The following is a 25,942-nucleotide window of genomic DNA, read 5'->3' as shown; positions in this document are numbered from 1 at the left end:
ACGGGAATAGGTAAGGACGATCTAGCCGCCCTCGCAGGCGTCACCGCGAGATCTGCAGCATGATCCTCATCGGCAGGGACCACACAGCCATGGCGCATGAAACCAGCGAGGGCCTCGGACGTCGCGACTTCATGATCGCATCGGTCGCTACCATCGGCGCTGCCGCTGCGCTCATGGCCGGGCCGGCGCAGGCGCAAACGGGCTCGGCACCTGCAAGCGCGTCTCCCGCAGGGACGTCGGGGACCGTCTATACCGGCGATGTCATCGACGGAAAGAAGGTCATCAGTTCGCTTGACATCTCGGATCTGAAACCAGGCAAGCACAGCTTTTATTTCCAGGGCGTACAGATGCCGACGGGCCAGCACTGGTACGTCTCGGTGATGGTCGCCAAGGGGGCAGCCCCAGGCAAACGACTGGGGCTGATGAGCGGCGTGCATGGCGATGAAATGAGCCCCATTCAAACCGTGCAATCCGTAATGCGTGAGCTCGATCCGGCCGCGATGTCGGGATCGGTGATGGCGGTACTCGACATTTCGCGCCCCGCAATGGAAGGCATGGAACGGAGATGGCCGAATTCGGGGCGCGGGATCGACCTGATCGACATCAATCGGTTGTTCCCTGGCAACGAGGACGCTCCCGACGCGCCGACGCGCCACGCCGGCCTGATATTCAACCGGCTTCTGCGGTCAAACCTCGACTACGGGATCGATTTTCATACAGCCGCCACGGGCATGGACGCGACGGCGTTCCACCTTGCGCGCATGGATCTCCCCGAAGTGCGGGCGATGGCGGAACTCTATCCGGTCGATCAGATTTTCGACAACTTTGGCGAGCGAGGTCTTCTCGCCAATGCCCTCATCGATGCCGGCATTCCCGCCTTCACGCCCGAGATCGGCAAGCCGCGGATCTTCGATCACGACATGATCGCCCTGTTCGTCGAAGGAACGATGAACGTCATCAAGCACCACGGAATAATTTCAGGCCCTATCGGCAGAACCAGCAAGGATTCGAGCGTTTTCGTCGCGGACGGCATGTTTCCCGTCACCGCGACGCATGGCGGTTTCATCGAATTGTTGGTCGAACTCAATGAGACCGTTCGGCCCGGACAGAAAGTTGCAGTCCAAAGGAACACCTTCGGGGAAATCGTCGCGGAATACTCCGTGCCTCTCGGCGGCGAAGTCGGCGCCAGGCGGACCGATGCAACAGCGGAGTCGGGGACTCCGATCGTATTCCTCATCTTTGACAGCGCCAATCCTGTCGGCGGCGATGTGTTGGTCGAGTAACGGGACCTGAAACGACAAGAACCGCGACACGAAGCGCCGTCCGGCAGGTGTCAGTGTCGCTCAACCGAAAGCAAAAGACATGCTGCGGCTAGGCTCGAAGTACGGTCACCTCGTTCACAGTTCTGGTTGCGGTTGTCTCAATCCCGATCTTCAACGAGTCTCTCGTCGTCTGGAGGCCTTTTCCAGGCGTAGTTTTCTCTCCGGTTTCGGGGCTGCCGCCATCGCCGGGGTGCTGACAAAGCCGTCCTTCGCGCAGACGGCCGCGCCCCCTTCCAAGATCCTGTTTCGCGAAGTCCGGCTATTCGACGGCAAGTCGGGTACGGTGAAGGACGGAGCGCAAATCCTGGTGGAGGGCGGCAGGATTTCCGGAATCGATATGACGAACGCCCCTCCCCCGGAGGACGCCACCGTCATCAAATGCCGCAATGGCGTCCTCATGCCAGGGCTCATCGACGCGCATTGGCATGCGATCTTCGCGGCGGTCCCGGTCAACATCCTGCTTAACGGCGACCCGGGGATTATCTTCGCAGCGTCCACCGCCGAGGCGGATCGCACGCTCAGTCGCGGCTTCACCACCATACGCGATCTGGGAGGTCCCTCCTTCTCCTTCAAGCAGGCTATCGACACCGGGCTGATCCCTGGCCCGCGCATCTATCCCTCCGGCGCGATGATCACGACCTCCGGGGGTCACGCCGATCTTCGCCTGCCAAGCGAGATTCCGCGCGACGGCGGCAAGCTCAGCAAAGGTGAACTCCTGGGGGGAGCGGCCATCGTCGACGATATCGGCGACCTGAAGATGCGGATCCGGGAGCAGCTTCTCCAAGGCGCGTCACAGATAAAGTTGGTGGGCGGCGGTGGCGTATCGTCGCCCCGCAGTCCGCTGGACATCGTCACCTTCAGCGAAGAAGAGCTGCGGGCAGGCGTCGAGGTGGCACAGGATTGGAGCACCTACGTTACCGTGCACGCCTATACGTCTCGCGCGATACGACGCGCGCTGGCAGCTGGGGTGCAGTCGATCGAGCACGCGCATCTGATGGACGAGGACACGGCGGCGATGATCGCCGAGAAGGGCACATGGCTAAGCACCCAGCCCTTCCTGACGGCGGAGGACACCGGCCCGCTGACGGGACCTAGCGCCGACCGCGCCCAGGAGCTTTTCTCAGGGACGCCGAGGATATATGCCTTTGCTCGCAAGCATGGCATAAAGACGGCCTGGGGTTCCGACGTGCTGTTCTCGCCTGCGTTGGGTCCGCGCCAGAGCATGATGCTCACGCATTTGGCCAACTGGTACAAGAACGCCGAAGTCCTGCAGATGGCCACCTCCGGCAATGCCGAACTGCTCGCACTCTCCAATCTGCGCAACCCTTATCCGGGCAAGCTCGGCGTCATCGAAGAAGGAGCTTTCGCGGACCTTCTGATCGTGGACGGCAACCCGCTCGACGACATCCGGCTGATCGAGGATCCGCATAAGAACTTCGTCGTCATCATGAAGGACGGCCGGCTTCACAAGAGCACCCTTTGAGAGTCAGCGGAAAACCGTATGCCGCCTTCACTTCCCAGCAATCAGTTAATCCGACACGGCCTCATGGTCCTGACGAAGCAAGGCCGTGAGAAAATCTCGACTAGGCAGTGGTCGTCATCGGGAAATCTCGCCGCGAGGCAACCAGACAGGCTCCTGACGCTCCGTCCGGCAGACTTCTTCCTGATACTTTCCATTGAGCGCTCTCGGCTCTCTTCTCTGCCCGCAGGGTGCGAGATCGATATTTAGAACCTGCATGGAACGGGGACATGCCAGAAAAATCGGATCACCCACCTGCAACGCCATATGAACGGGCCGAAATCGAGCAGGGCAAGTGGCGCAGGTTTCTGCTCTTTGGGCTCCTCCTGCTTGCGGGCGGCGTGTTTTCAGTCGCAGTTCCCAGCGTTTCCAATTTCGCATCCAACGTCGTGTTCGCCGTGGCCCTGATGGCAGTCGGCGTCATCAAGGTCATCCAATCGCTCTGGATCAAAAGTTGGGTGGGCTTCGTGTGGCAGGAACTGACCGGCTTCTTCGAGCTCATCGGCGGCATCATGATTTACTTCAATCCTATCAAAGCATCGGCCGCAATATCACTGTTCATAGCGTTTGTACTATTTGTCCACGGTGTTCTTCAATTAATCATCGCCGCTGAAGTCAGGAAAGTCGGCGGCTGGTATTGGTTCGCCGTTTCCGGAATCGTGGCCATATTCGCTGCTTTCTCCATACTGCTGAAGTGGCCGATCGTCAGAGAGATGCCGACTGGCTTGGTGGCCGGATTTTCCATGATGATTGCTGGACTGGCGTATCTCGTCATTGCCCTGAGCGTGCGCAGGACGAAGATTTTGTCTTGAGAGCAGGATCCGACGATGATGAAAAGCAATTTTGACTTTCGAGCCAGGGTCGTGGCGGCCGCATTGCTAGTCAGCGTGGGTGGCTTCGCGGGAGCGGCACGTGCGCAGACCGCGGCGACGGTGCCAGTGGTCGTGCAGAAGGTCCAGTCCGGTCCGGCAAACGCGCCGCTGACATACAACGCGCAGGTCGAGGCGATCGATGCGGTCGACATTCAGGCGCGCGCGTCCGGCCTGCTCAAGGAGATCAGGTTCTCCGAAGGCCAGCACGTGAACGAGGGCGATCTGCTTTTCGAAATCGAGCCGGATCAACTGTCGGCGGCGGTAATGTCCGCACAGGCGCAGGTGGCCAGGACCGAAGCCACCCGCAACGCCGCGCGACAAAGCCTCTCACGCGCCAGGGACCTGCTCAGCCGCAGGACTATTTCTCAGGCCACGTTGGATGACGCGCAGGCTGCATTCGATGTCGCCGCGGCGGATGTTCAAAGCGCCAATGCAGCCCTCAATACGGCCGAACTCAATCTTTCCTATGCTCAGATCAGGTCTCCCATCAATGGCACCATCGGCCGCTCCCTGGCGACGCGCGGTAATCTCGTGGGGCCCGGCTCCGGATCATTGGCGCGCATCGTACAACTCGATCCTATCCGCGTCGCATTCTCGATCGCTGACAGCACTTTGGTCGACATCAGGCAGAAACTTGCCGGTGGCCAGAAGATCGATGCGAACAAATTCCACCTGAGTCTGTCTCTCGCCAACGGCACACAATTTGCTTTGCCGGGGCGGGTGCAGTTCATCGACAACGAGGTCAATCAGCAGACCGGTACCGTCGCTGTCCGCGCGCTGTTCCCCAACCCCGACCACATTTTGGCGCCTGGCCAGTTCGTCCGGCTAACAATCGTCGACGAAGAAGCCCGGAAATTGCCGATGGTGCCGATGGCGTCCGTTCTTCAGGACCGCCAGGGCAAGTTCGTCTTCGTGCTCAACGACAACAATACCGTGACCAGGCAGGCGATCACGACCGGTGCGCGCATCGACAATCGCTGGGCGGCGACGAGCGGATTGGAAGGCGGCGAAACGATCGTCGTCGAGGGCCTGCAACGCGTTTCCGATGGTCAGCAGGTCACCCCCCGCGAAGCGGAGGGTACGCAATGATCTCGGACCTCTTCATCAGCCGCACCCGGCTCGCGATCGTCGTCTCGATCATCATTTCGATCGCCGGCGGGATCGCGGTGTTTTCCCTTCCCATACAGCAGTATCCGCAGATCACCCCTCCAACGGTGACGGTGTCGGCCTCCTATCCGGGAGCAAGCGCGGAAGTCATCGCCGACGTGGTGGGCGGCCCGCTGGAGACGGCCATCAATGGCGTGGACCACATGATGTACATGTCGTCCACCAGCTCCAATGCCGGCCAATACACGCTATCGGTGACCTTCGAGGTCGGAACCGATCCCGAGACAGCACAGATCAACGTGCAGAACCGCGCTCAGCTGGCGATCTCGCGCCTGCCGGCAGCGGTCGCGCAGCAAGGTGTCTCCGTGCGTGCCCGCTCGCCGGATTTTATCCTCGGCATCGCTTTCTATTCGCCGGACGACAGCCTCGATGCGCTGGCGATCACTAATTTCATCACCACGACCGTCGCCGACACGATATCGCGCGTGCGGGGCGTCGGCGAGGCTTCGGTCGCCGGGGCTTCGGAATACTCGATGAGGGTGTGGCTCAACCCGCAGCGCATGGACGCGCTTAGCCTGACGCCCGACGATGTCTCGGCCGCCATCCAGCGGCAAAACATCCAGGCGACGCTCGGACAGGCCGGCGCCCCCCCGCAGGCGCAGGGCTCGGAGCTGCAATACACTCTGGTCGCGCAGGGGCGGCTGAGAAGCGTCGAGGAATTCGGGGACATCGTCGTGCGCACGGGCTCGGCGGGGGCCAAGGTCTACCTGCGCGATATCGCGCGGCTCGAGCTTGGCGCGCTAAGCTATGCTTCGAGCGCCAGCTTCGCCGGACACGCCTCGGCGATGATGCAGATCAACCAGTCGCCCGGCGCCAACGCCATCCAGACCGCGGCGTCGGTCCGCGCCGAACTGGAGCGCCTCTCGTCACGCTTTCCCAAAGGCATGCAGTATCACATCGTCTACGACGCGACCCGCTTCGTGAATGCCAGCATCTCGCTGACGGCCAGAACCCTGCTTGAGGCGTTCCTGATCGTTCTCGCAGTCACCTACGTCTTCCTGCAGGATTGGCGCGCCATGTTCATCTCGGCGCTTGCCATCCCGGTTTCCATGCTCGGCGCCTTGGCGGTGCTGTTTGCCGCCGGCTATTCGCTGAACATGATTTCTCTTTTGGCGCTGGTGCTGGCGATCGGCCTGGTGGTGGACGATGCCATCCTTGTCGTCGAGAACGTCAAGCATGTGCTGGAGGATACCCCTGACATCGCGGTCGCCGACGCCACGCGCAAGGCGATGCACCAGATCACCGGGCCGATCATTTCCACGACCTTGGTGCTGCTTGCCGTGGTGACGCCGACTGCGTTTCTCGGCGGCATAGGCGGCCAGCTCTACCGGCAGTTCGCCGTGACGCTGTCTTCGGCGCTGGTGATTTCCTCCTTTGTCGGATTGACCCTAAGCCCGGCGCTGGCCGCACTGCTTTTGCGGCGCGATGTGGGCCATTTCAAGCGTGGCCCGCTGGCCTGGTTCACGGCATTCATGAACAAGACGCGCGACGGCTATGGACGCCTCGTCGGGTTTCTGGTGCGGCATTGGTACGTGCCGGTGGCGGGATTGCTTGCCTGTTTTGCCGCCGCCTATCTGATCTTCACCGGGCTACCGTCGACTTTCCTGCCCGACGAGGACCAAGGCGCGCTGTTCGTCGACATCCAGTTGCCCAATGCCGCTTCGCTCGACCGCACGAAAGCCATCGTGGAGGACGTGCGCAAGATTCTGACCGACACCGGAGGCGTGCAAGACGTCATCACGGTTGCGGGGTTCAGCATCCTTCAGTCGACGAGTTCGCCGAGCGGCGCAATGGCGGTCGCGGCGCTGAAGCCCTGGGACGAGCGCAGGTCCAGCGAACTGCAGCTCGCCGGCATCCTGCAGGCGCTGCGGGTGAAGTTCTCCCAAATTCCGGGCGCGAACGTCGCCGTATTCGCGCCGCCGGCGATTGCCGGCATCGGCTCGGTCGGTGGCCTGGACTTCCGCCTGCAAGCGCTTGAAGGACAGCCGCCGCAGGAGATCGCGCAGGTCGTCGGCGCCCTACTCGGTGCCTTCAATCACCTGCCGGAGCTCGGCGGCGCCGCCACCACCTTCAGCGCCAATGTCCCGCAGGTCTATGTCGATGTCGACAGGACGCGCGCCGAAGCGCTTGGGGTAAGCGTGTCGGACGTCTATTCCACCATCGGCGCGGCCTTCGGATCGCGCTACGTAAATGATTTTACGCTCAATGGCCGCGTGTTCCAGGTTAATCTGCAGGCCGATGCCGATTTCCGTGCCCATGCGGAAGACATCTTGAACCTGCATGTGCGCAGCCGGAACGGCACCATGGTGCCCTTGAACAATCTGGCGTCGTTGACGACGATCCTGTCGCCATTCGCCATCCAGCGTTACAATCTGTCGGTCGCCGCTCCCATAAACGCCATTACCGCACCTGGAAGCAGCAGCGGCGGCGCCATGGACGCGATGGAGAAGACAGTGGCCCAACTGTTGCCGAATGGCTATGGCTTCGAGTGGTCAGGCCTGTCGTTTCAAGAGCGCCGCGGCAGTGGCCAGGAGGGGCTGGTCTTTGCGCTGGCGTTCCTCTTTGCCTATCTTTTCCTTGTCGCCCAATACGAGAGCTGGTCGCTTCCGTTGATCGTCATCCTTTCGCTCGGAGCGGCTCTCTTCGGCGCCATAGCGGCATTGAAGGTTTTCGGGTTGCAGAACAGCCTCTACGTGCAGATCGCCATCGTGCTGCTGATCGGACTGGCGGCGAAGAATGCCATCCTGATCGTGGAATTCGCCAAGGAGCGGCGCGATGAGGGACTAAGCATAATGGAGGCGGCGCGGATCGGGGCCGAGCAGCGCTTCCGGGCCGTCATGATGACCGCGGTTTCCTTCATCCTCGGGATCATTCCTCTTGTCGTGTCGACTGGCGCCGGCGCGGGCGCGCGGCGGGCTGTTGGCGTCACAATTTTCGGGGGCATGGCCGCGGCTACGACGATTGGCCTGTTGATCATCCCCTCCGTCTATTTTGTCGTCCAGAAAGCAACCGAGTATCTGTCGTCCCGGCGTCCGGGAGATCGTACGGAACGCCTCGACACCATCGAACCATCACATTGAGGTTCGTTCTCGCCAAAGGGCGGTCGAGATGGCCCGCGGCAACCATTTATGTTCTTGGAATCTCAATTCTTGGCTTTGCGTCCATTTCTTCGCCGAATGGACTCGTTCTCCGAACCGCGGCGATGGACTGACGGCCGGATGCAAGTACATTCGGCGCAATATTTGGCGAAGTTGCCCCCAGAGGCCGGTTTCCGGGCGGCCTTCGAGTTCAGTGACGCATCGTCTGGAGGCTGCAACCGTGAGTCCAGAGTCCTGCTCATCCTTGCCGTTGGCCGCTTCGCTCGCGGTGTTGTCGCTGTACGCCACCGCAACGAGCAATGCGGAGGCTGCCTCGTTGGCTGCACGCGGCAACGAACCCGGTTGGCAAATCAGCATCTCGGACACCGCGCTCAGCTTTAACGCCTTAGGGGGCGAGACCTTCACAGTTCAGCCGGCTCCGCGTCCCACAAGGCAAGGCGACGCCGACACCTATCTGGCGACGGTAGACGGCCGGCAACTCGCGCTGACCATCGCTGCCAAAATATGCGTCGATACCATGAGCGGAATGCCATACCCCCAAACCGCGACCGTCATCCTTGGCGACCGGAAATTTGGGGGCTGCGCCGGAGAGCCGGGCGACCTCCTTCACGGAGATTGGCTCGTGGACGAAATTCGAGAAGAAACCACGGTCTCCGATTCGAAACCCACCCTTGCCTTCGAGCCAGATGGACGCATCCATGGGAATGGCTCGTGCAATCGGTTCTTTGGCGGCTTCGCCTTGACCGGAGAAGCGCTGACGATCTCGGAAACCGGCTCGTCCAGGATGATCTGCGATCAGCCCCTCATGGATCAAGAGCGCAGTCTTCTGAAGGCACTCGGGTCCGTCCATCGTTTTGAAGCCCCACAGACAGGACGAGTGCAACTGTTGGACAAGGATGGCCAAACGCTGGTGAGTTTACGAAGATAAGCCGGCGCGGCCAGCAGCATGCAGAACCCCGCAGGACGATTTGTGTTGGTTATCTCGCTGGCGTTGCTGGTGCAAAGCTGCGCCGGTCCAAGAGCCGTGACGGGCCTTGCCTCGCCTGTACAAATTAGCAACGAAATGTCGGCTATTTCCTTCCTGATTGCCACCACGCGCACAAGGTTCCCCACCTCCGAACCGCCCTATTCGCGGGATCGTTCCCCGACATTGAGTTTTTCGCAGTTGACTGTCGTCGTGCCGGCCACACACCGGCCGGGCGTCGTCGAGACGTCATCGACATCACCCGATCCGAAGCGCCATTTTTCCGCTCGTGATCTTGTCCGCTTCGAGAACAGAGCATCCTTCGCAGGTCGGTTGAACGGGATGCTGGCGAAGCGTCCGCCTTCGGAGCGCGAGGTGTTTATCTTCGTGCACGGCTACAACAACAATTTTGCCGAAGGCCTGTTTCGTAATGCCCAAGTCGTCCACGACTACCGCATCTCCTCGGTTCCGGTTCATTTCTCCTGGGCGTCGGCGGGATCTATCGGCGCCTATCTTTTCGATCGCGATAGCGCTCTCCAGGCGCGGGACGGCTTGGCCGAAACGATCGAAATCGCAGCTCGATCGAACGCTAGCGGTGTTTTCATCGTCGGCCATTCCATGGGCGCGTATGTCGTAATGGAGGCGCTTCGCACCCTTGTATTGCAAGGTAAGGCGGCGGTTACCTCAAGAATCCGCGGCGTCTTGCTTGCCGCGCCCGATATCGATCCAGATGTCTTCAGCAGCCAAGTCAGGGACATACCCCAACTGCCGCACCCCTTCACGATCGTTGTCTCTCGGCGAGATCGCGCCTTGAGCCTGTCGCGGCGCATTGCAGGTGGCCAGCCACGAGTCGGCAGTGGCTTCGATATCCCGCTCCTTCAGAAAAAGGACATTCAGGTTATCGACATTTCCGACGTGGACGGCGGCGGCCACAGCGGCTTTGCAACGTCGGAAACACTGATGAAGCTGTTGAGGTCCGGGCCCCTGCTGCGCCGTCTCATCGTGAACGAAGATATGCCGGTCGAAGACAAAGCCGAAGAGACCCGGCAGATCATCTTCGATAACGCCTCCCTCGTTCTCCATCTGCCGCTCACAATCCTGAAGCTGTCGGCATCCCGGCAATCCGTGTCCCAGCAGCCGGCGTCCGAGATCGGCGCCATGTGATGAAAGCCCCTGCATTTTGAATCAGACGGAATGAACATTTGGAAGCTGAAGTCGCGATAACTCAATCAATCCTGCTGAAGCTCGTGCTTGCGTTGCTGCTCGGCGCGCTGATCGGTGCGGAACGCCAGTACCGGCAACAATATACAGGACTTGTGACGCACGCGCTGGTCGCACTGGGCGCGGCGGCATACTCCTCGCTGCCGGGCGCTCTTGGCTCAGGTCTCGATCTTAGAATGGGGGCTCAGGTCGTAACCGGCATTGGCTTCCTTGGCGCCGGCCTGATCATCAGGGACGGTTCCAACATAAGAGGGTTGAGTACGTCCGCGACGATCTGGAGCACTGGCTCTGTCGGGGTCTTCGTAGGCTTTGGCTTTCTGCTGCTGGCCGCGGAAACCGCAATGCTCATTATTATACTCAATTCGCTTCTTCCTAATTTCTCAAGATTCTTTCGAAGGCACTCTCAGGAACAACCTGCCGTCGAATACACGTACACCGTAGAGATCGTATGCTCACGAGATAATGTTTATTTGCTCAGATCGATTCTGCTTCAGACCATCAATACAAACCTCCTCCGCCTACGCTCCCTTAACAGCCATCCCATCAATGAGGGCGACGCCATGAGAATAGAAGCAACGTTGTTCAGCAACCGTGATGATGCGCAATCAGTCGAACGCGTCGTCGCTCACCTCGCGCTCGACTCGAATGTTCAGTCGGCTTCCTGGGAGCCGGAAGAAAAGACCGAATAGAGCGAAAGCCAGAAAGACCCTCGACACCACCTCGAAACGTCAAATTTTAAGGAGCTGCTACAATGGAAGGAAACACCAAGGCCTTGTTGGCAAACAAATTGATAGCTATCGGCCTCTTGCTCATAGGCTTTCTCATTTTTGCATCGGGCTATCGCTATGGCTCTCCATCGAGCATCATGGTTGGCTGTCTTCTCTTTGCTATCGGAATCATTCTTCTGATTATAAAGATCGCCCGCAGAAACAAGCCGGACTCGGTTGCTTGACTTATCGAGTTGGACGAAAGCGATCGCGTCCAACTCCAGTCCGGACAAAAGACTTGGAGAGGCCCTCGTTGTTGGAGGCTCCTAACTGGTACGCCCGCCAGTATAATTCCGTGGTCGCGCGCACCCGCGAGTCCGATCCCGACGCGGAATTCCATATCCAGCAGATTGGCGAGCAGCGCCATGCATCGAGCCTTGCAACGATAGACTATGGCGACGCGTTCGTCCTCGATTTGCGGGACAAGGGTGGCATCGCCATGTCCGGGGCGATCAATGACGATGCGTTGACGGCGGTGTTCCTCTGGGGCGAAGGCACGACCTTCAACGGACAACGGAGTGAAGTACCGCAGTTGCGGATCATCGGCCCGGGAACAGAATTCAAGCTGGAGATGCCAGGAAGCTATCGCCTCATGCGGATCGGTCTGCGTGGGTCCGCGCTCGAGTCTCTGCGCACGGCATCAGCCTCCCACCTGGGCCAGAGGACCGCGCTGATGCCAGGGATACATGAGCAACGCCTCACGGCAGGAGCCGAGCTGGAGCTTCAGCAGAGGCTGCTGCGAACCGTCGGGTTCGCGGAAGCTGCAGCACAGCGTGGCTATGACCTAAGTGCCGGCCTGGCCGTTGCGGCGAGCGAAGCGGGCGCCGCGCTCGCGCGGGTGCTTTCCCTCACGGAGCAACCATCCCCCCGCGCCCTCGGCTCCAGCGATCGGCGCGATATCGTTGATGCCACCCTGGCCATTCTGGAGGCAAGGCCTCATAGCCCTGTTTCCGTCAGTGCAGTCTGCGAGGTACTGGGCATTGGCGAGCGAATGTTGGAGCGCGCCTTTCAGGAACGTCTGGGAGTCAGCCCTCGAGCTTACGAGCGGGAGCGGCGGCTTCGGGCCGCGCACGGCCTTATCCTGACGCAGGGCGATCGCCTCTCGATCACCGACATCGCCATGAGCTTTGGTTTCTGGCACCTGGGCCGTTTCGCTGGAGCCTATACGTCAATCTTCGGATGCTCCCCCAGTGAGGCGCGTCGGCGCTTCTGGAGACACGCAGCACCAGACTGATGGGATGCTCAAACCTGCCGATCCGAGGCTGGTTAACGCGGTGCCCCAGGCATTTTGATCAGGATGGAAGACGATGAAGCCGTCGGCTCCTGTGGACGGAGGCAGTCGGCAGAAATGCCGGATCCCCCGCGGTCGGCGAATCCTAAAGCCAACGACACACCTACGCGTAGGGCCTCATCACAGCTATGTGCAGCCCGCATTCGGCCTAGTTGCCTACTGAACCACCCCAATCCGAGAGCTTTCGGGCACTCCGTCGGAAAGTGGATAGAAATTGGTTGGCCGTCAGGAGATTCTGATGGCGCGACCTCAGTGGGGCCGCGACAAACCTTCCGACCGGTTGGTCGCAAGCAAGAGAAACGCAAGGTCACTCCACATGGCGCGCTCGGCGCCGATGAGAATGGCCATAGTCGCAAGGGTAAATACGATGCGAAAACGCTGTCCTAGCTTCCACGAGAAATAAACGCATTGTCTACGTTTGGGATTCCTAGCCCACTCTAGGGGAGCATCTCCGGCTTAAGATTGCCTCAAAATCAATCTCATCCGCGGCGGCAGGTTGAGGGTGTGTTTTATTGTCGGTTTCCTTGCGGGAAACGGCCTGCCGACCTCTTGAGCTGCCTATACTTCGGCGTCTCATGTACGACAGGAGTTTGTTATGGACGCGAGAGTAACCGCTGCCGGCATTCCCACCGACCCTTTTGCGGATGAGCCTCTAAGATGCGCCATCGACGTAAATAGCTTGTCGGCACCCCCAGCCGAACAGTTTGATTTCTATCGATCATGGTTTGCCGGGGTTGCCGAAATACAGCTTCTTCGGGCCGAGCACGCCGTGTTCCCGGCTCGTCATCAGGTATGGCAGTTGGGCGATCTGGCGTTGAGTTCCATCGAAATCCCAGGCTCCGGCTACGAGATACAATGGGAACATCGCAGACGGTCCCTGTTGGATCACTGGATGCTGTCCGTGCCGTTCTCGCAGTCTGCTGCCGGCGAGATGATATCTCGTCGGCCCCGCATGAGGTGTCTGGCCTTGCCCGATGTTGGAGTGAGCAACGATGATCTGTTCATCACACTGTTTCTGCCCCGCACATGGCCGGCAACCAGATCATCGAAAATCGAAGTCAGCGACGAGGCACTGGATTTTCTTGCGCACTACGCCGTTCTGCTGCACCGCTCACTTCCTCATTTGAGAGAAGCGGATCTGCCTCATATCGTCACCGCGACTGCCAACATTTCCGCGGCTGCTCTTATGCCGACAAAAGATCATCTGGCAGAGGCGCAAGGGCCTGTGAACGCGGTGTCTGCCGCTCGGATTGCCAAGCGTATCGCAGAGAGGTTGAGCGATCCCGACTTGACGCCCAACAAACTCTGCCGTGCGGTCGGTGTCTCACGCTCCCGTCTCTACCGGATTTTCGAGCCGGTGGGCGGTGTGTCCAACTATGTGCGGCGCAAGCGGCTGCTGAAAACGCGCGACGCTCTAGCGGACAGTTCGGACAGGCGAACGATCTCCAGCATTGCCGAAGTATGGGGCTTCCAAGATCCGTCTACCTACAGCCGGATGTTCAAAACAGAGTTCGGCATCTCTCCAAGGGAAGCGCGCGAACTCGGGTGGCAGGGCGTCAAGCATTCGACCTGGCTGACTGTGGATGAGCCCCTCGCGGATGCTGGCATCCTGAGCAACCTTCTGATCAACAATTCATTGGGATTGTCCCTTTCTTCAAGACAGTGACGGATTCCTGGCCTAGGTCGGGGCGCCTGGAGATCATCCCACAAGCTACAAGAAATATACGTCAAACCCATATTATGGATTCCTCGCATATTTTTCAAAAATCGATGACCGTTTAAGCTCGGCCGTGTCCTCGTCATTAGCATCACGATTTTCGATAACTCCACTCTGGATTTTTAATTGTCAGGACCGTCTCCTTGCGAAAAGCACATCGTTCATTGTTGATCTGCTAGCTCGATAGGAGCTTGTGATGGAGGTAACAGTACGAAGCGATACTCTTGGCGAGCCGATCGCTGGAGCAGTTGCCATACACGCTGCCGACATCCGCACATCATCGATTCTGCTGGCTGGGCGAGATGTTCTTGTCGACTGGTTCTATACCACCCAAGCAGGTGCGGGTGTCAGGATTTCAAGTCCCATAACCTCGATCTCGCCGCGGCTACATCCGCCGGGGATGAGCCCGATACGTCTGGTCTCTTGATCGAGAATTCCATGGGGTTGCCGTCACCCTCTTTCAAGCAATGAGTTTGCCTCAATGCAAGACAAGCCATCAATTGTCAGCGAAAGCGAAACGATCGGGACCCCAGAACCTCTAAGATGCGTCGTAGACGTTGATACCTCGCAGGCGCCACCGCCCGAGCAATTCGACCTTTTCCGGAGTTGGCACTCAAATATAGCCGACGTCGAATTGCTGCGAGACGAGTTCGGCTCGTTCTCTGCGCGCGAGCGGGCGTGGCGGTTGGAGAGCCTCGTGCTGGCTTTCATCGAATACCCCGGGATGGGGTACCGTCGGCGGTGGCGCAGCAGAAAGAATCCGGTGTTCGACCACTGGGCTCTTTCGGTGCCCCAGACAATCCCCGCGGGCGGCGGCACGCCAAGAATGGGACAGCTGCGCTGGCAATGCCTGGGTGCACCCCATGAAGACCAGGGTGAGGATGACGGTGTCCTTGCGCTATTCCTTCCGCGGGATTTCGCCTTCTCGCAACCCTTCACGCTCGATATCCGGCCCGAGATGGCCGCATTCGTCGCCGACTATGTTCTGCTGCTCTATCATTCCTTCCCCCATCGCACGGAAAGCGACGTCCCGTATGTCGCATCGGCGACCACCAGCCTGCTTGCCGCGTGCATTTCCCCGTCCCGGGATCACTTTTTCGAAGCACAGGAGCCGATCGACGCGGTCATCATGGCCCGCGCGAACAAGATCATAATAGCCAATCTGGCCGACCGGAATCTGACACCGGGAAAGCTCTCGCAAGACCTCGGCATTTCACGCTCTCGACTTTATCGGATTTTCGAACCAGCCGGAGGAATCTCGCACTATATCCGGCGACAGCGGCTGCTGAAAACGAGGGACGCGCTCGGAAACATCGCGGATGGACGCCCGATTTCGAGCATTGCGGAGGAGTGGGGCTTCATGGATCCCTCGACATATAGCCGGACATTCAGGCGCGAGTTCGGAATCTCGCCCAAAGAGGCGCGGGAGGCGGGCTGGCTGGGCCTCAAGCACCCTCCGTTGGCGGAGCGGTCGAACAACGGCAAACCTTCTCTGAACAGCCTCCTGGCCAACAATTGCCTTCTCAGCCATCAGCTTTCGACTACGTGATTGGAGTCTTCGGCTGAGGTAATCTTGTCGAAGACAAGAGTGAACCCATTCCTTGGCGAAGCTGGAGATTGGACGCCGGTTCGAACTGCCCGCCGGGAACACCACGCAGTCTGACGAGGCGCTCGTATGACATAAGAGATTGCACCCTCAGCGGAGAGGCCGATGTCAGAAATGTTTGTCCCGATAGCGCAGGCTCATCGAAGCTCATAAAATGCCAGCCAAGAAGTCATTAAATTTCGGAGGTTCATTTGGTGAATTCTTTGAGCAGACGATCCGTGATCGTTGGGGGAATATCATTTCTGGCGCTGTCCGGGCATGCGGAAGCTTCCCAAAAGAGTTGGTATATCGGGAGAATTCCAGATAAGCCTTTTGACATCCCTCTCGTAGACAAGACGCGCATCCCCCAGCAATTCCGTCGGCAAACAGTGCCTTACTTGGGTAGGGAAACCGCCGGAACAATCCTAATCAACAAGCAGGAGCGCTTCCTGTACTATGTCGAAGACGCAGGCAGGGCGATCCGCTTCGGCATCGCTGTCGGTCGGGATGGACAGCGATGGGGTGGAGAGGCCATCGTTGAACGAAGAGCCCAATGGCCGACCTGGACCCCCACCGCCAACATGCGACGCCGTAATCCGAGCTTGCCGCAGCGCGTTCCGGGAGGCCCAAACAATCCTCTCGGCGCCCGGGCGCTGTATCTGTATCGCAATGGCCAGGACACGCTGTATCGCATTCATGGGACCAATGAGCCGTGGACCATTGGAAAAGCTGCATCATCCGGCTGCATCAGGATGTTGAACGAGCATATTTTTGAACTCTTCGGAACGGTGCGCAACGGCGCGCGCGTTATCGTTGTCTAGCCTGCGGCAATCATGAATGCCATTGAGCGGCACCTCTAAATGCCGAGGCCGACGCGTGGAGACATCCTCGTCACAGGACACCGTCTCTCCGGAAGGTTGAGCGCAAAGGAAGCCGGCGCTTCTCCGGTTTCGTTTGGCTACCGCACGACCAATACAGGCACACTTCCATCCGCGAGAACCTCCGACGTCTGGCTTCCCAGCAAAAGCTTTCTGATGCCACGACGGCCATGGGAAGCCATCACAATCAGGTCGCAGCCTCGTGACTTGGCGGTGTCGATAATCGCCTTGGCCGGGTAGGTATCCGGGACATGTAGAAATTCTGCGGAAACCCCCATCCGGTCGGCTGCCTCCCTGACTTGATCGAGGACTTGCCCTGCGAATTCCTTGCTCGCGGCCTCAAAACTATCAACCTCCTCCTGCGAAGGAATAGACCCGGAGGTAAATCCGGTTCCATAGTCAATCAGCATTGGCTCCGTGACCGTGACAACTGTCGCCTTGGCAGCCAAGGCTTTCGCCAGGGCTATCCCCTGCTCAACGCCCTTCCTGGCGACGTCGGAGCCATCCGTGCTCACGAGGATATGAGTGTACATCTGAGTTCTCCCTGCCTGGTCGACCACGGTTCCGGCAACACCAACACTCGTCGAGATATGCACGTTGGTGCACTGCAAGCCCTCTCTTGGACATCCAACTCACGCCGCTTGTATCGCGACGCTGGGCACATTCGGGAGCGGACGCACCATCTCCAAACCGCGGAGGAATAGCGCTAGCCCGGCCCGACGATCACCAATTGCCTTTTCGTGTACCAGCTATGGTTAAATCACAGACAAGACGACAGATGTTCGCAATGCCTTTGTTGCCCGCTCAACCTACAATTCATCGAGTCATTGCGTTATGTGCAATTTATCCCAATGAATTGCATCTCGTCCAATTCTCCTTATTGCGACGTGCATATGTTGGCGATTCCCCTTTCGACCCCAAAATCGAACAATATGATTTGATCAATGTATCTTTCGGTGAGTATCTCCATGTGAAAAGAAGCACATTATTGACTGAAGGGGCGGCAGCCGTCACCGCCTGTCTGCAAAGCCCGCCTTTTCGCAGTCGATGGGACGTGCATCTTGGGGTTAAAGGCGACGCGCCCCTGCACCGCGCGAATGACTCGGGCGGAAGCCCCGAGCCCGAGCGACCAATCGATCTTTTCTGATCCCGGCACAGGATCGTTTTCGGTCATAATTCGAAGAAAGCAGACAACCAGATCCGCGACTATGCCGATTTGCGTCCGGCTTTGGCTTTGGGGCGGTCCTTGATCCCTTCCTTGGCGAGACTCTTGCGGAGAACCGACGCCAGATCGATAACGTTCTCCTTGGGCGGGAGCACCGGTTTGGGCGGCTGCTTGCCCTTGCGTTTTGCGTCAATCAACGCGATGAGCGCATCCTCGTAGGTGTCTTCAAATTTCGACGGATCAAACTTGGTCACTTTTTTGTCGATCAGCAGGCCTGCGATTTCGAGCAGTTCCTGGTCATATTCATGGCTTTCCAGGTCTTTGAATACGGTCTCTTCCGAGATCATCTCGTCATGGGTCCGCAACTCGGTAAGCAGCATTCCCTTGCCATATGGCTGTATCACGACTTCGCGCCCGCGTTGGTACAGCACCACGCAGGACCGCGCCGCCACGCCCTTCTTGGCCATCGCTTCGCGCAGCACGGAGAAGGCCTCGGTGGAAGCACCGTCGGCAGGGATCAGGTAATAAGGCTTTTCCAGGTAGCGAGTATCGATATCCTTGATGGCGACAAACTCGTCGACCTCAAGCGTGTGCTCAGACGTCATCTTTAGCTTTTTGATCTCGTCCGGTTCGACCTTGATGAAATCGCCCGCGTCTGCCTCGTAGCCTTTGACTTGGTTTTCGCTATCGACGACATCGCCCGTCTCTTCGTCAACATAGGCAGCCTTGACGGGCAATCCATCTTTCCGATTCAAAATCTTGAAGTGGATTTTCGATGCCTCACTGGTTGCACCCACAAGCTTCACTCCGCACGACACGGACCCGACTTTCAGAAACCCTTTCCAAACTGCTCGTGGGGCCGCCATGCAGTCCTCCTGTCGCGCCGATCCTTGGCACAAACGTCAGCCAGATCGTTCCGTTCCGCCCGCCTGATCAGCATCGACGCACGCGATCGCATCACGGATGGTGCGGCTTTCCATGCCAACGGTGCCCCCGCGCGGCGTCAATCCTGCTTTCGCCGCGACAAATGCGAGAGCAGCGCGGTGATCAGGCTGCTTACCACAATCCATGCGCCGATCTCGCCGTCATGCACCTCAGGCCGGCGCGGCGTGTCTATCTTGTCGCCGCTCAACGCCACTACCGGCGCAAGGTCTGGCCGGCTTCCGCGCCTGACCGAGTAAGCGCGCGTAATTTCTGCACCGAAGAGGAATATCTGCGCTGAATAGTAGACCCAAAGCAGCACCACCATAAGCGCGCCTGCCGCTCCGTAGGAAGTCGCTATCGCGCTGGTGCCGATATACCAGCCGATCAGCGACTTGCCGATGGTGAACAGCAACGCAGTAACCACCGAACCGACGGCAACATCGCGCCATTTGAGCGTGCGATCCGGCAAGACCTTGTAGATCGCGGCGAAGAGCAGCCCAATTAGCAAGAAAGAGACAACGGTGTTGACGGTGCCGAGCACCAGTTCGCCGAACGGCAGGTGGTGATTGATGACATCGCTCAGCGCGGTGATCGCTGCGCTTGCCGCCAGCGATACCAGCAGCATGAAGCCCAACGCGGCAACCAGGCCGAGGCTTGCCGCCCGCGCCCGCACCAGGCGCGAAAGCGACAGGCCGTCGGCTTTTACCTTCCAGATCTCGTTCAACGACTGTTGCATCTCACCGAAAACACCGGAGGCAGTGAAGAAGAGCGTCACCAATCCGATGAGCGTGGCAAGCGTCCCGGACCATCTGTGCGAAGCCGTCTCGATCGTCGCCTTGAGCAGATCGGCACTCTGCGCGCCCATCGCGCCGGATATCTCCGCTGACAGGGCGAGCTGGGCCGCATCCTTGCCCACGGCCAGACCGGCGATCGCCACGACGATCAGAAGGATCGGCGCCAGCGATGTCGTGGCGTAGAAAGCCACCGCCGCCCCGTGGCTCAACGCATTATCGTCGATGAAGCCGGTGACGGCGTCCTTCAAGAGAATCCAGGTACCGCGAACCCAGTGTGGCATCTCCCCTCACCAGTCACGCCATATGGGACGCGGAGCGTCGCGACCTATCTCGATCATGCCTGTCACGGCTCGTCGCACAGGGCTTCCCGTAGCCGATACAGCGCGCGGGTTGGGGTCAAGCTTCATCGAGCGCAGCCCGTCGGTAAGGCTGGCGCGGTGAGATGGCGTGGATAATCCCATCCCGCGAGCTCGGCCTCGTTGGCGAGCCTTACGTCGCAGGGTGATGCGTCAGCCATTTCGGGCCGCGCAATTTTTCTTGAGCCTTATGATCGCCGATTTGTGGACGGTAACCACCCCGCCACAGTCAATCCGTACGCTCAGCTTGTTGGTTTCAGGATCGACCCGAGTGACGTCCCCAACAAGAACGACTTTGTCTCCGACGTGAGTTCTGGGGGGCGCATCGATCGCATAAGGACGATCATAGGAGGGGATGCTCACCCTGGCGCGCCCACTGGGAAGCATGTCCATGACCGTACTCGTCAGGGCAACTTCATCACCGATTGCAACTTCTCGAGGCAGGTTTAATTGCAGCATGGCATTTCTCCCGAGACTATCCCAAATCAATGCTGGCAGCTCGAGTTGGTTGCCTGAAATCGCACCTACATAGCAGGCAATCGGAGACGTGCCGACGCGGATCGCGAGCCGCGGGCTCAACAGCTCGCCGGGGAGGAGCACACGGGGGCGGAACCTTTAAGAGCCAAGCCAACCGATATTGCGTGATCGCGAAACGTCCCAGCGCGCAACGGCGTCTCGCCCGAGGTTGGGTTGCATCTTGTAGGGCTCGCGTTCGCCGTAGCACCGGCGGTACCCCCGAGTTGGACATTTGCTGTCCGTTTCCGCAGGAGAAGCATCCAGCCTGCAGCACGTTAGGCGCGGTCTCTTTTCGCGAAATGTTGAGGCGAATTGCGTGGCCGACAAGGCAGGCCGACCACACGGGCGCCAGCTTGCCGTAACGCTGACGTAGAACAAGTTGAGATCGGAGCATGGGGCGCGCGAGACGCTCCGTCATCTCGATGCAGCGCCCTTCGCCGTTGGAGACAAAAGCGCATCTTTGCGGAACAAGCAGCCCGCGCCTCAGTTATGCAGGTACTCATCCCCGGGACGGCGGCTGGCTAAGATGTTTTCCAGTGTTACACCGTTGTAGTCGAGGCCTATCGCTTCTCTGGATTTTCGCGGCGGTAACCCTGTCGGGTTGCGCGGGAGGCGTGCTCGACCCGCAGGGACCGGTCGGCGCGGGGAACCGCACGATCCTCCTGAACTCACTGGCCGTCATGCTGGTCATCGTCATTCCGACGCTGGTCGCGCTGCTTGCCTTCGCCTGGATATACCGTGCCTCGAACCGCAGGGCTCGGTATGATCCAGAGTTCACCTATTCCGGCCGGATCGAGCTCATCGTCTGGTCGATTCCGACGCTGACCATCCTCTTCCTCGGTGGCTTGATCTATTATGGATCGTACCATCTCGATCCTCGCAAGCCGATCGACTCCAGCCGGCCGCCACTCGAAATCCAAGTGGTGGCGCTCGACTGGAAGTGGCTGTTCCTCTATCCCGATCAAGGTGTCGGAACGGTCAACCAGCTGGTTATTCCAACCGGCATGCCGGTGCGTTTCAGATTGACCTCGGCCAGCGTCATGAACACCTTCTTTGTGCCCCAGCTCGGCAGCATGGTCTATGCCATGAACGGCATGCAGACCGAGGTCAACCTGCAGGCTGATCGCGAGGGCGAGTATTTCGGCCTGTCGGCGCATTTCAGTGGCGATGGCTTTTCGGACATGAATTTCCGTGTCAGGGCAGTCTCGGCTGACGCCTTCGCCAGTTGGGCCTCCTCCTTGCATGGCGGAGGCGGCGTGCTCAACGCCAGCGCCTATCGCCAGCTTGCCAGGCAAAGCATCAACGCGCCGGCATCCTCGTTCGGCCATGTGCAGCCGGGCTTGTTCGATGCGGTCGTGCACCAGACGCTACCTCCGGGGCCGGGACCTGCTGGAACCGCCGCCGGAGAGCCGCAGGTGAGCCCGAAAGCTGAGCCCAAGGCGGGAGCGCCGCCCATGGCTCACCAGCACGATGAAGGAGGATGACGATGCTCGGCAAGCTCGACTGGTCGGCCGTTCCCTTTGACCAGCCTATTCCGCTCGGCGCGGCCCTGATCGTCTTCCTGGCCGCCGCCGCCGTTCTGATCTGGGTAACGATCAAAGGCTACTGGCCTTATCTTTGGCATGAGTGGATAACCTCCGTCGACCACAAGCGGATCGGCGTCATGTATATCGTGCTGGCGGCACTGATGCTTCTGCGCGGCTTCGTTGACGCCGTCATGATGCGCACCCAGCAGGTGCTCGCCATCCACGGGCCGGGATACCTGCCGCCGGAGCACTACGACCAGGTCTTTTCGGCCCACGGCACGATCATGATCTTCTTCGCCGCGATGCCCTTTGTCATTGGGCTGATGAATTTCGTCATCCCGCTGCAGCTCGGCATCCGCGACGTCGCCTTCCCGACGCTGAACTCAGTCAGCTTCTGGCTGACCGCGACCGGCGCGCTGCTTGTCAACATTTCGCTCGTCGTCGGCGAGTTCGCGCGCACCGGGTGGCTGCCTTATGCGCCGCTGTCGGAGACGACCTACTCGCCAGGCGTCGGCGTCGACTACTATTTGTGGTCGATCCAGATCTCCGGCGTCGGCACCCTGCTCACGGGCGTCAACCTGGCGACCACCATCCTCAAGATGCGTGCGCCAGGCATGGGCTATCTGCGCATGCCGATGTTCTGCTGGACCTCGCTTGCCTCCAACATGCTCATCGTCGCCGCATTCCCTATCCTTACCGCAACCCTGGCCATGCTAACCCTCGACCGTTATCTCGGCTTCCATTTTTTCACCAACGAAGCCGGCGGTAACCAGATGATGTTCGTCAATCTCATCTGGGCCTGGGGTCACCCCGAGGTCTACATCCTCGTGCTTCCCGCCTTCGGGATCTATTCGGAGATCTTCTCGACCTTCTCGTCGAAACCGCTGTTCGGCTATCGTTCGATGGTTGCGGCGACGATGTTCATCTGCATCGTCTCCTTCATGGTCTGGCTGCACCACTTCTTCACCATGGGCGCCGGCGCTGATGTCAATGCGGCTTTCGGCATCGCCACCTCGGTTATCGCCGTCGGCACCGGGGTCAAGATCTACAACTGGCTCTTCACCATGTATGGCGGGCGCGTGCGCTTCGAAACGCCAATGCTGTGGGCGCTGGGCTTTGTCACCACTTTCATCATCGGCGGCATGACCGGCGTGCTGCTCGCCGTTCCGCCGGCCGATTTCATGCTGCACAATTCGCTCTTTCTCGTGGCGCATTTTCACAACGTCATCATCTCGGGCGTGCTGTTCGCGGCCTTTGCCGGCTTCACCTACTGGTTCCCGAAAGCCTTCGGGTTCCGGCTGCATGAGGGTTGGGGCAAGGCGGCGTTCTGGGTCACGCTTGCCGGCTACATTCTGGTGTTCGTGCCGCTCTATATCGTCGGCCTTCTCGGCATGACCCGCCGCCTTCAGCATATCGACATGGATATGTGGGCGCCGTGGCTTGTCGTGGCGGCCTTCGGAATCGTGGTGATGATCGTCGGCGCCGCATGCCAGATCACGCAGCTCGTCGTCTCGATCAGGCATCGCGACGAGTTGCGCGACGAGACCGGCGACCCTTGGGACGGGCGCTCGCTGGAATGGTCGACATCCTCGCCGCCGCCCGTCTTCAACTACGCGCGGCTGCCGCATGTCGAAAACGAGGAGCCCTACTGGACCATCAAGCAAAGGGCAATGGACGAGCAGAGTCAGGAGACCGAAGAGGACTACGAGGCGATCGAGATGCCGCGCAATAGCCCCACAGGCTTCGTCACCGCCTTCTTCAGCACTCTGATTGGCTTCGCGCTCATCTGGCACATCTGGTGGTTGGCGGTTGTCGGCTTCATCGGGGCCTATGCCACCTTCGTTGTATTCGCCTGGCGCGAGCATGGCGATTACGAGATCCCTGCCGACGAGGTCGGCCGCATCGATCTTGACCGCAAGGCAGCCCAGCTTGCCTGGATGCGTAGACGCGAGCGTGTGGCATGAGCGACATCCCCGCCGGCACCGCAACGCGCGATCCCTACCGGCTGGGCCGCACCGCAGGGCATGGCCATCACGTATTCTCGGCGACCGGCCACGGCGAGGGAGGCCCGGCCTCGAAGTTCGTCACGGTTGCCTACGGCTTTTGGATCTTCCTGTTGTCGGACATCATAATGTTCTCGGCTTTCTTCGCCGCGTATGCCGTCCTGTCCAATTCGGCGGCGGGCGGGCCAACAGGCAAGGAGCTGTTTGAGTTGACGCGCGTCGCGGCACAGACGGCGCTGCTGCTCACCTCGAGCTTCACCGGCGGCCTTGCGATGCTCGCGACCCACCGCCGGTCAATGGCCGCCGCCCAGTTCTGGTTGCTGGTGACCGGCCTGCTTGGTGCGGCCTTCCTGTTCCTGGAGGTGCAGGAATTCGCGGCCATGGTGAATGAGCAGGCGGGCCCATCACGCAGCGCCTTCCTGTCCGCGTTCTTCGCCCTTGTGGGCTGCCACGGAACCCATGTTGGACTTGGCCTGCTTTGGCTCGGCACCATGATGGCGCAGCTCTGGATAAAAGGCTTTCGTCCCGACATATTGCGCCGGCTTCACTGCTTCAGCCTGTTCTGGCACGCGCTGGACATTATCTGGATCGCCATCTTCACCCTGGTCTATCTGCTGGGAGCGTCATCATGAGCGAAATGGACAGCCGGAACGAGGACATGCTTGACCGCCGCGATTCCGCACCAGGCGAAGAACGCAGCGAGGAACACGAGGTGGCGGGAGGCCTTTCCGGCTATCTGCTGGGCTTTGGCCTGGCAATCCTGTTGTCAGTGGCGTCCTTCATTGCGGCACAAACCGATCTAATTTACCAGCCGGCCGTGATCTCGGCCCTGACGGTGCTTGCCATCGCACAAATGGGCGTCCATCTCGTCTTTTTCCTGCACCTGACGACAGGACCTGACAACACCAACAACGTGCTCGCGCTCGCTTTCGGTGTGCTGATCGTGACCTTGGTCGTTTTGGGCTCGGTGTGGATCATGAACCATCTCAGCCAGAACATGGGAGCGATGGATGCGCATCAGGCTCAGATGATGCCATAACGCTGTTCCAGGTCTGTGGCCTGGGCGCAAAACCGCCTGTCCATCGGTTCGGTTATCTTGCGCATAGCGTCCGCACTTTCAGGCGTCGAAAATCCATAGGTGCGAAGAGCCGTGAGGAACTAGTCGAGCTGTTTGGCCCGGCAATGTCTATATCGGCCCGCTCACGGTCGGCGGCAGAGTGAACTGCTGCCCATGGTCGCAACGTCTGTGCCTTCCATCATAATTTCAGGAATTAGGAACATAGGGGCCTCGTCCGAGTTCCATTGAAAGCGTGGGAACATAGCTCAGTTTGCCAAGGGATCGGGCGAGGATTCCTTGCTCTGTGAGCGCTCCCACTTTCCACATTGTGTTCAACGAATGCTCCGGATCATGGGTCGCCCACAGCTTTCCTCCCTGGCTTTCAGCCTCCTGGTACTCGTTAATTGTGCATTGCTGCAAAGCAGGGCCTGGGCACAGCTACCCTGCCCCGCCGACCACGCCAAGCTCCTGGCTGCCCTCAAGGCAAACGTCAAAGCAAGCGGAGGCCCCGCCAATGGCGGCTTCGAGACCAATGAATGGGCGGCGATCGTTACGCGTGACGGGACAGTTTGCGCCGTTGCTTTCAGCGGCCCCACCAGCGATGCGCAGTGGCCCGGCAGCCGGCTGATCGCAGCCGAAAAGGCCAGCACGGCCAACGGGCTCAGCGTTGCCCAGATGGCTCTCTCGACGGCGAATCTATATGCTTCTGTTCAGCCGGGTGGCCCCTTGTTCGGCTTGCAGCTTACCAATCCTGTCAACCAGGCAGCCGCTTATGCCGGCGACAGCAAGAACTTTGGGAGTGCGAGCGATCCGCTGATTGGCAAGCCGATCGGCGGCGTCGTGGCATTTGGCGGCGGCCTTGCTCTCTACGACGGCAAAACGATTGTCGGCGGGCTTGGCATCAGCGGCGACTCCTCCTGCGCCGATCACAATGTCGCTTGGCGCCTGCGTGCGGCCCTGGGCCTGGACAAGGTTCCGGCGGGCGTCAACCCCAACGCCAAGGACGCCATCGTCTACGATCTCGATCCTGGCGGAAAGAGCGCCTCCGGCTGGGGTCATCCGTTGTGCGCGGGAACCGAGGCGGACGTCGCGGCCGAACTCGGCGCCGGAGTGGGAGGTTCGATCCGCAAATGAGGGGATCTCTGAAAGTGGCGGGGAAATACGCATCTGCGACACCAGACGGCCGAGGAGCGGAAAGGG

The 25,942-nt window shown here is 59.7% G+C and carries 23 protein-coding genes; 19 read left to right on the top strand and 4 right to left on the bottom strand.

Annotated features, from left to right (window positions below; all coding sequences use genetic code 11):
- Nucleotides 1–89 precede the first annotated feature (89 nt).
- From FJ979_RS26260 to FJ979_RS33405, 13 genes are all read left to right on the top strand, one after another.
- The gene (locus FJ979_RS26260; protein WP_140521572.1) at nucleotides 90–1,283 is read left to right on the top strand and encodes a succinylglutamate desuccinylase/aspartoacylase family protein; all 1,194 of its coding nucleotides are present in this window, start codon (nucleotides 90–92) and stop codon (nucleotides 1,281–1,283) included.
- A gap of 79 nt (nucleotides 1,284–1,362) precedes the next feature.
- Complete coding sequence (locus tag FJ979_RS26255; RefSeq protein ID WP_140584251.1) at nucleotides 1,363–2,805, top strand: amidohydrolase family protein; 1,443 nt, start codon at nucleotides 1,363–1,365, stop codon at nucleotides 2,803–2,805.
- A gap of 266 nt (nucleotides 2,806–3,071) precedes the next feature.
- Nucleotides 3,072–3,653, top strand: coding sequence for an HdeD family acid-resistance protein (locus FJ979_RS26250; RefSeq protein ID WP_140499407.1), 582 nt, complete (start codon nucleotides 3,072–3,074; stop codon nucleotides 3,651–3,653).
- A 15-nt stretch (nucleotides 3,654–3,668) separates the two neighbouring features.
- Nucleotides 3,669–4,802, top strand: coding sequence for an efflux RND transporter periplasmic adaptor subunit (locus FJ979_RS26245; protein WP_140584250.1), 1,134 nt, complete (start codon nucleotides 3,669–3,671; stop codon nucleotides 4,800–4,802).
- On the top strand, nucleotides 4,799–7,960 hold the full coding sequence (locus FJ979_RS26240; protein ID WP_140584249.1) for an efflux RND transporter permease subunit: 3,162 nt from the start codon (nucleotides 4,799–4,801) through the stop codon (nucleotides 7,958–7,960). Before FJ979_RS26245 ends, FJ979_RS26240 begins: the two co-directional genes overlap by 4 nt.
- A 238-nt stretch (nucleotides 7,961–8,198) precedes the next feature.
- Complete coding sequence (locus FJ979_RS26235; protein ID WP_181171825.1) at nucleotides 8,199–8,906, top strand: META domain-containing protein; 708 nt, start codon at nucleotides 8,199–8,201, stop codon at nucleotides 8,904–8,906.
- 18 nt (nucleotides 8,907–8,924) lie between these two features.
- On the top strand, nucleotides 8,925–10,106 hold the full coding sequence (locus FJ979_RS26230) for an alpha/beta fold hydrolase (protein ID WP_140584248.1): 1,182 nt from the start codon (nucleotides 8,925–8,927) through the stop codon (nucleotides 10,104–10,106).
- 38 nt (nucleotides 10,107–10,144) lie between these two features.
- Nucleotides 10,145–10,852: an MgtC/SapB family protein gene (locus tag FJ979_RS26225; RefSeq protein WP_181174428.1), complete on the top strand. Its 708-nt coding sequence runs from the start codon at nucleotides 10,145–10,147 to the stop codon at nucleotides 10,850–10,852.
- 62 nt (nucleotides 10,853–10,914) lie between these two features.
- Entirely contained in the window at nucleotides 10,915–11,115 is a 201-nt protein-coding gene (locus FJ979_RS26220) for a hypothetical protein (protein WP_140499417.1), read from the top strand.
- Between the two features lie 110 nt (nucleotides 11,116–11,225).
- Entirely contained in the window at nucleotides 11,226–12,164 is a 939-nt protein-coding gene (locus FJ979_RS26215) for an AraC family transcriptional regulator (protein WP_140499419.1), read from the top strand.
- Between the two features lie 652 nt (nucleotides 12,165–12,816).
- Nucleotides 12,817–13,887 (top strand): AraC family transcriptional regulator, encoded by a 1,071-nt coding sequence (locus FJ979_RS26210; RefSeq protein ID WP_140584246.1) that lies wholly within the window; start codon nucleotides 12,817–12,819, stop codon nucleotides 13,885–13,887.
- Between the two features lie 532 nt (nucleotides 13,888–14,419).
- Nucleotides 14,420–15,487 (top strand): helix-turn-helix domain-containing protein, encoded by a 1,068-nt coding sequence (locus tag FJ979_RS26205; protein WP_140517445.1) that lies wholly within the window; start codon nucleotides 14,420–14,422, stop codon nucleotides 15,485–15,487.
- A 251-nt stretch (nucleotides 15,488–15,738) separates the two neighbouring features.
- Nucleotides 15,739–16,344 (top strand): L,D-transpeptidase, encoded by a 606-nt coding sequence (locus FJ979_RS33405; protein ID WP_140558913.1) that lies wholly within the window; start codon nucleotides 15,739–15,741, stop codon nucleotides 16,342–16,344.
- Between the two features lie 137 nt (nucleotides 16,345–16,481).
- On the opposite strand, the gene FJ979_RS26195 is transcribed toward FJ979_RS33405, so the two are convergent.
- Nucleotides 16,482–16,934, bottom strand: a complete 453-nt coding sequence (locus tag FJ979_RS26195) for a universal stress protein (RefSeq protein WP_140499425.1) — start codon at nucleotides 16,932–16,934, stop codon at nucleotides 16,482–16,484.
- A gap of 245 nt (nucleotides 16,935–17,179) precedes the next feature.
- On the opposite strand from FJ979_RS26195, the gene FJ979_RS26190 reads away from it, so the two are divergent.
- Nucleotides 17,180–17,548 carry a hypothetical protein gene (locus FJ979_RS26190; RefSeq protein WP_140584245.1) on the top strand — a complete coding sequence of 123 codons (369 nt, stop codon included), beginning with the start codon at nucleotides 17,180–17,182 and terminating at the stop codon, nucleotides 17,546–17,548.
- 59 nt (nucleotides 17,549–17,607) lie between these two features.
- Here FJ979_RS26190 and FJ979_RS26185 read toward each other — a convergent pair whose 3' ends face one another.
- From FJ979_RS26185 to FJ979_RS26175, 3 genes are all read right to left on the bottom strand, one after another.
- Nucleotides 17,608–18,432, bottom strand: a complete 825-nt coding sequence (locus tag FJ979_RS26185) for a Ku protein (RefSeq protein ID WP_140584244.1) — start codon at nucleotides 18,430–18,432, stop codon at nucleotides 17,608–17,610.
- Between the two features lie 137 nt (nucleotides 18,433–18,569).
- Nucleotides 18,570–19,565 carry a YihY/virulence factor BrkB family protein gene (locus FJ979_RS26180; protein ID WP_140584243.1) on the bottom strand — a complete coding sequence of 332 codons (996 nt, stop codon included), beginning with the start codon at nucleotides 19,563–19,565 and terminating at the stop codon, nucleotides 18,570–18,572.
- Between the two features lie 228 nt (nucleotides 19,566–19,793).
- Nucleotides 19,794–20,099, bottom strand: a complete 306-nt coding sequence (locus FJ979_RS26175) for a hypothetical protein (protein WP_140584242.1) — start codon at nucleotides 20,097–20,099, stop codon at nucleotides 19,794–19,796.
- 449 nt (nucleotides 20,100–20,548) lie between these two features.
- On the opposite strand from FJ979_RS26175, the gene cyoA reads away from it, so the two are divergent.
- From cyoA to FJ979_RS26150, 5 genes are all read left to right on the top strand, one after another.
- Nucleotides 20,549–21,640, top strand: coding sequence for a ubiquinol oxidase subunit II (gene cyoA / locus FJ979_RS26170; protein WP_348640427.1), 1,092 nt, complete (start codon nucleotides 20,549–20,551; stop codon nucleotides 21,638–21,640).
- Nucleotides 21,641–21,642: 2 nt separating this feature from the next.
- Entirely contained in the window at nucleotides 21,643–23,646 is a 2,004-nt protein-coding gene (gene cyoB, locus FJ979_RS26165) for a cytochrome o ubiquinol oxidase subunit I (RefSeq protein ID WP_181167678.1), read from the top strand.
- The gene (gene cyoC, locus FJ979_RS26160) at nucleotides 23,643–24,317 is read left to right on the top strand and encodes a cytochrome o ubiquinol oxidase subunit III (protein WP_140521305.1); all 675 of its coding nucleotides are present in this window, start codon (nucleotides 23,643–23,645) and stop codon (nucleotides 24,315–24,317) included. The genes cyoB and cyoC overlap by 4 nt, the downstream gene beginning before the upstream one ends.
- Entirely contained in the window at nucleotides 24,314–24,724 is a 411-nt protein-coding gene (gene cyoD, locus FJ979_RS26155) for a cytochrome o ubiquinol oxidase subunit IV (RefSeq protein ID WP_140500648.1), read from the top strand. The genes cyoC and cyoD overlap by 4 nt, the downstream gene beginning before the upstream one ends.
- A 315-nt stretch (nucleotides 24,725–25,039) precedes the next feature.
- Nucleotides 25,040–25,876 carry a heme-binding protein gene (locus FJ979_RS26150; protein ID WP_224655849.1) on the top strand — a complete coding sequence of 279 codons (837 nt, stop codon included), beginning with the start codon at nucleotides 25,040–25,042 and terminating at the stop codon, nucleotides 25,874–25,876.
- Nucleotides 25,877–25,942: the final 66 nt, after the last annotated feature.

It is taken from the genome of Mesorhizobium sp. B1-1-6 (genome assembly GCF_006443035.1).
GTDB lineage: Bacteria > Pseudomonadota > Alphaproteobacteria > Rhizobiales > Rhizobiaceae > Mesorhizobium.
The sequence above is the reverse complement of the archived record's forward strand: the minus strand, read 5'-3'. Positions and strand labels throughout refer to the sequence as shown.

Bases quoted from the DNA above. Each gene is read 5' to 3' on its own strand.
- cyoC (WP_140521305.1), top strand. From the start codon at position 23,643: ATGAGCGACATCCCCGCCGGCACCGCAACGCGCGATCCCTACCGGCTG.
- FJ979_RS26185 (WP_140584244.1), bottom strand. From the start codon at position 18,432: ATGGCGGCCCCACGAGCAGTTTGGAAAGGGTTTCTGAAAGTCGGGTCC.
- FJ979_RS26190 (WP_140584245.1), top strand. From the start codon at position 17,180: ATGTTCGCAATGCCTTTGTTGCCCGCTCAACCTACAATTCATCGAGTC.
- FJ979_RS26250 (WP_140499407.1), top strand. From the start codon at position 3,072: ATGCCAGAAAAATCGGATCACCCACCTGCAACGCCATATGAACGGGCC.
- FJ979_RS26245 (WP_140584250.1), top strand. From the start codon at position 3,669: ATGATGAAAAGCAATTTTGACTTTCGAGCCAGGGTCGTGGCGGCCGCA.
- FJ979_RS26230 (WP_140584248.1), top strand. From the start codon at position 8,925: ATGCAGAACCCCGCAGGACGATTTGTGTTGGTTATCTCGCTGGCGTTG.
- FJ979_RS26210 (WP_140584246.1), top strand. From the start codon at position 12,817: ATGGACGCGAGAGTAACCGCTGCCGGCATTCCCACCGACCCTTTTGCG.
- FJ979_RS26220 (WP_140499417.1), top strand. From the start codon at position 10,915: ATGGAAGGAAACACCAAGGCCTTGTTGGCAAACAAATTGATAGCTATC.
- FJ979_RS26255 (WP_140584251.1), top strand. From the start codon at position 1,363: ATGCTGCGGCTAGGCTCGAAGTACGGTCACCTCGTTCACAGTTCTGGT.
- FJ979_RS26205 (WP_140517445.1), top strand. From the start codon at position 14,420: ATGCAAGACAAGCCATCAATTGTCAGCGAAAGCGAAACGATCGGGACC.
- FJ979_RS26180 (WP_140584243.1), bottom strand. From the start codon at position 19,565: ATGCCACACTGGGTTCGCGGTACCTGGATTCTCTTGAAGGACGCCGTC.
- cyoB (WP_181167678.1), top strand. From the start codon at position 21,643: ATGCTCGGCAAGCTCGACTGGTCGGCCGTTCCCTTTGACCAGCCTATT.
- FJ979_RS26195 (WP_140499425.1), bottom strand. From the start codon at position 16,934: ATGTACACTCATATCCTCGTGAGCACGGATGGCTCCGACGTCGCCAGG.
- FJ979_RS26260 (WP_140521572.1), top strand. From the start codon at position 90: ATGGCGCATGAAACCAGCGAGGGCCTCGGACGTCGCGACTTCATGATC.
- cyoD (WP_140500648.1), top strand. From the start codon at position 24,314: ATGAGCGAAATGGACAGCCGGAACGAGGACATGCTTGACCGCCGCGAT.
- FJ979_RS26240 (WP_140584249.1), top strand. From the start codon at position 4,799: ATGATCTCGGACCTCTTCATCAGCCGCACCCGGCTCGCGATCGTCGTC.
- FJ979_RS26175 (WP_140584242.1), bottom strand. From the start codon at position 20,099: ATGCTGCAATTAAACCTGCCTCGAGAAGTTGCAATCGGTGATGAAGTT.
- cyoA (WP_348640427.1), top strand. From the start codon at position 20,549: ATGGGGCGCGCGAGACGCTCCGTCATCTCGATGCAGCGCCCTTCGCCG.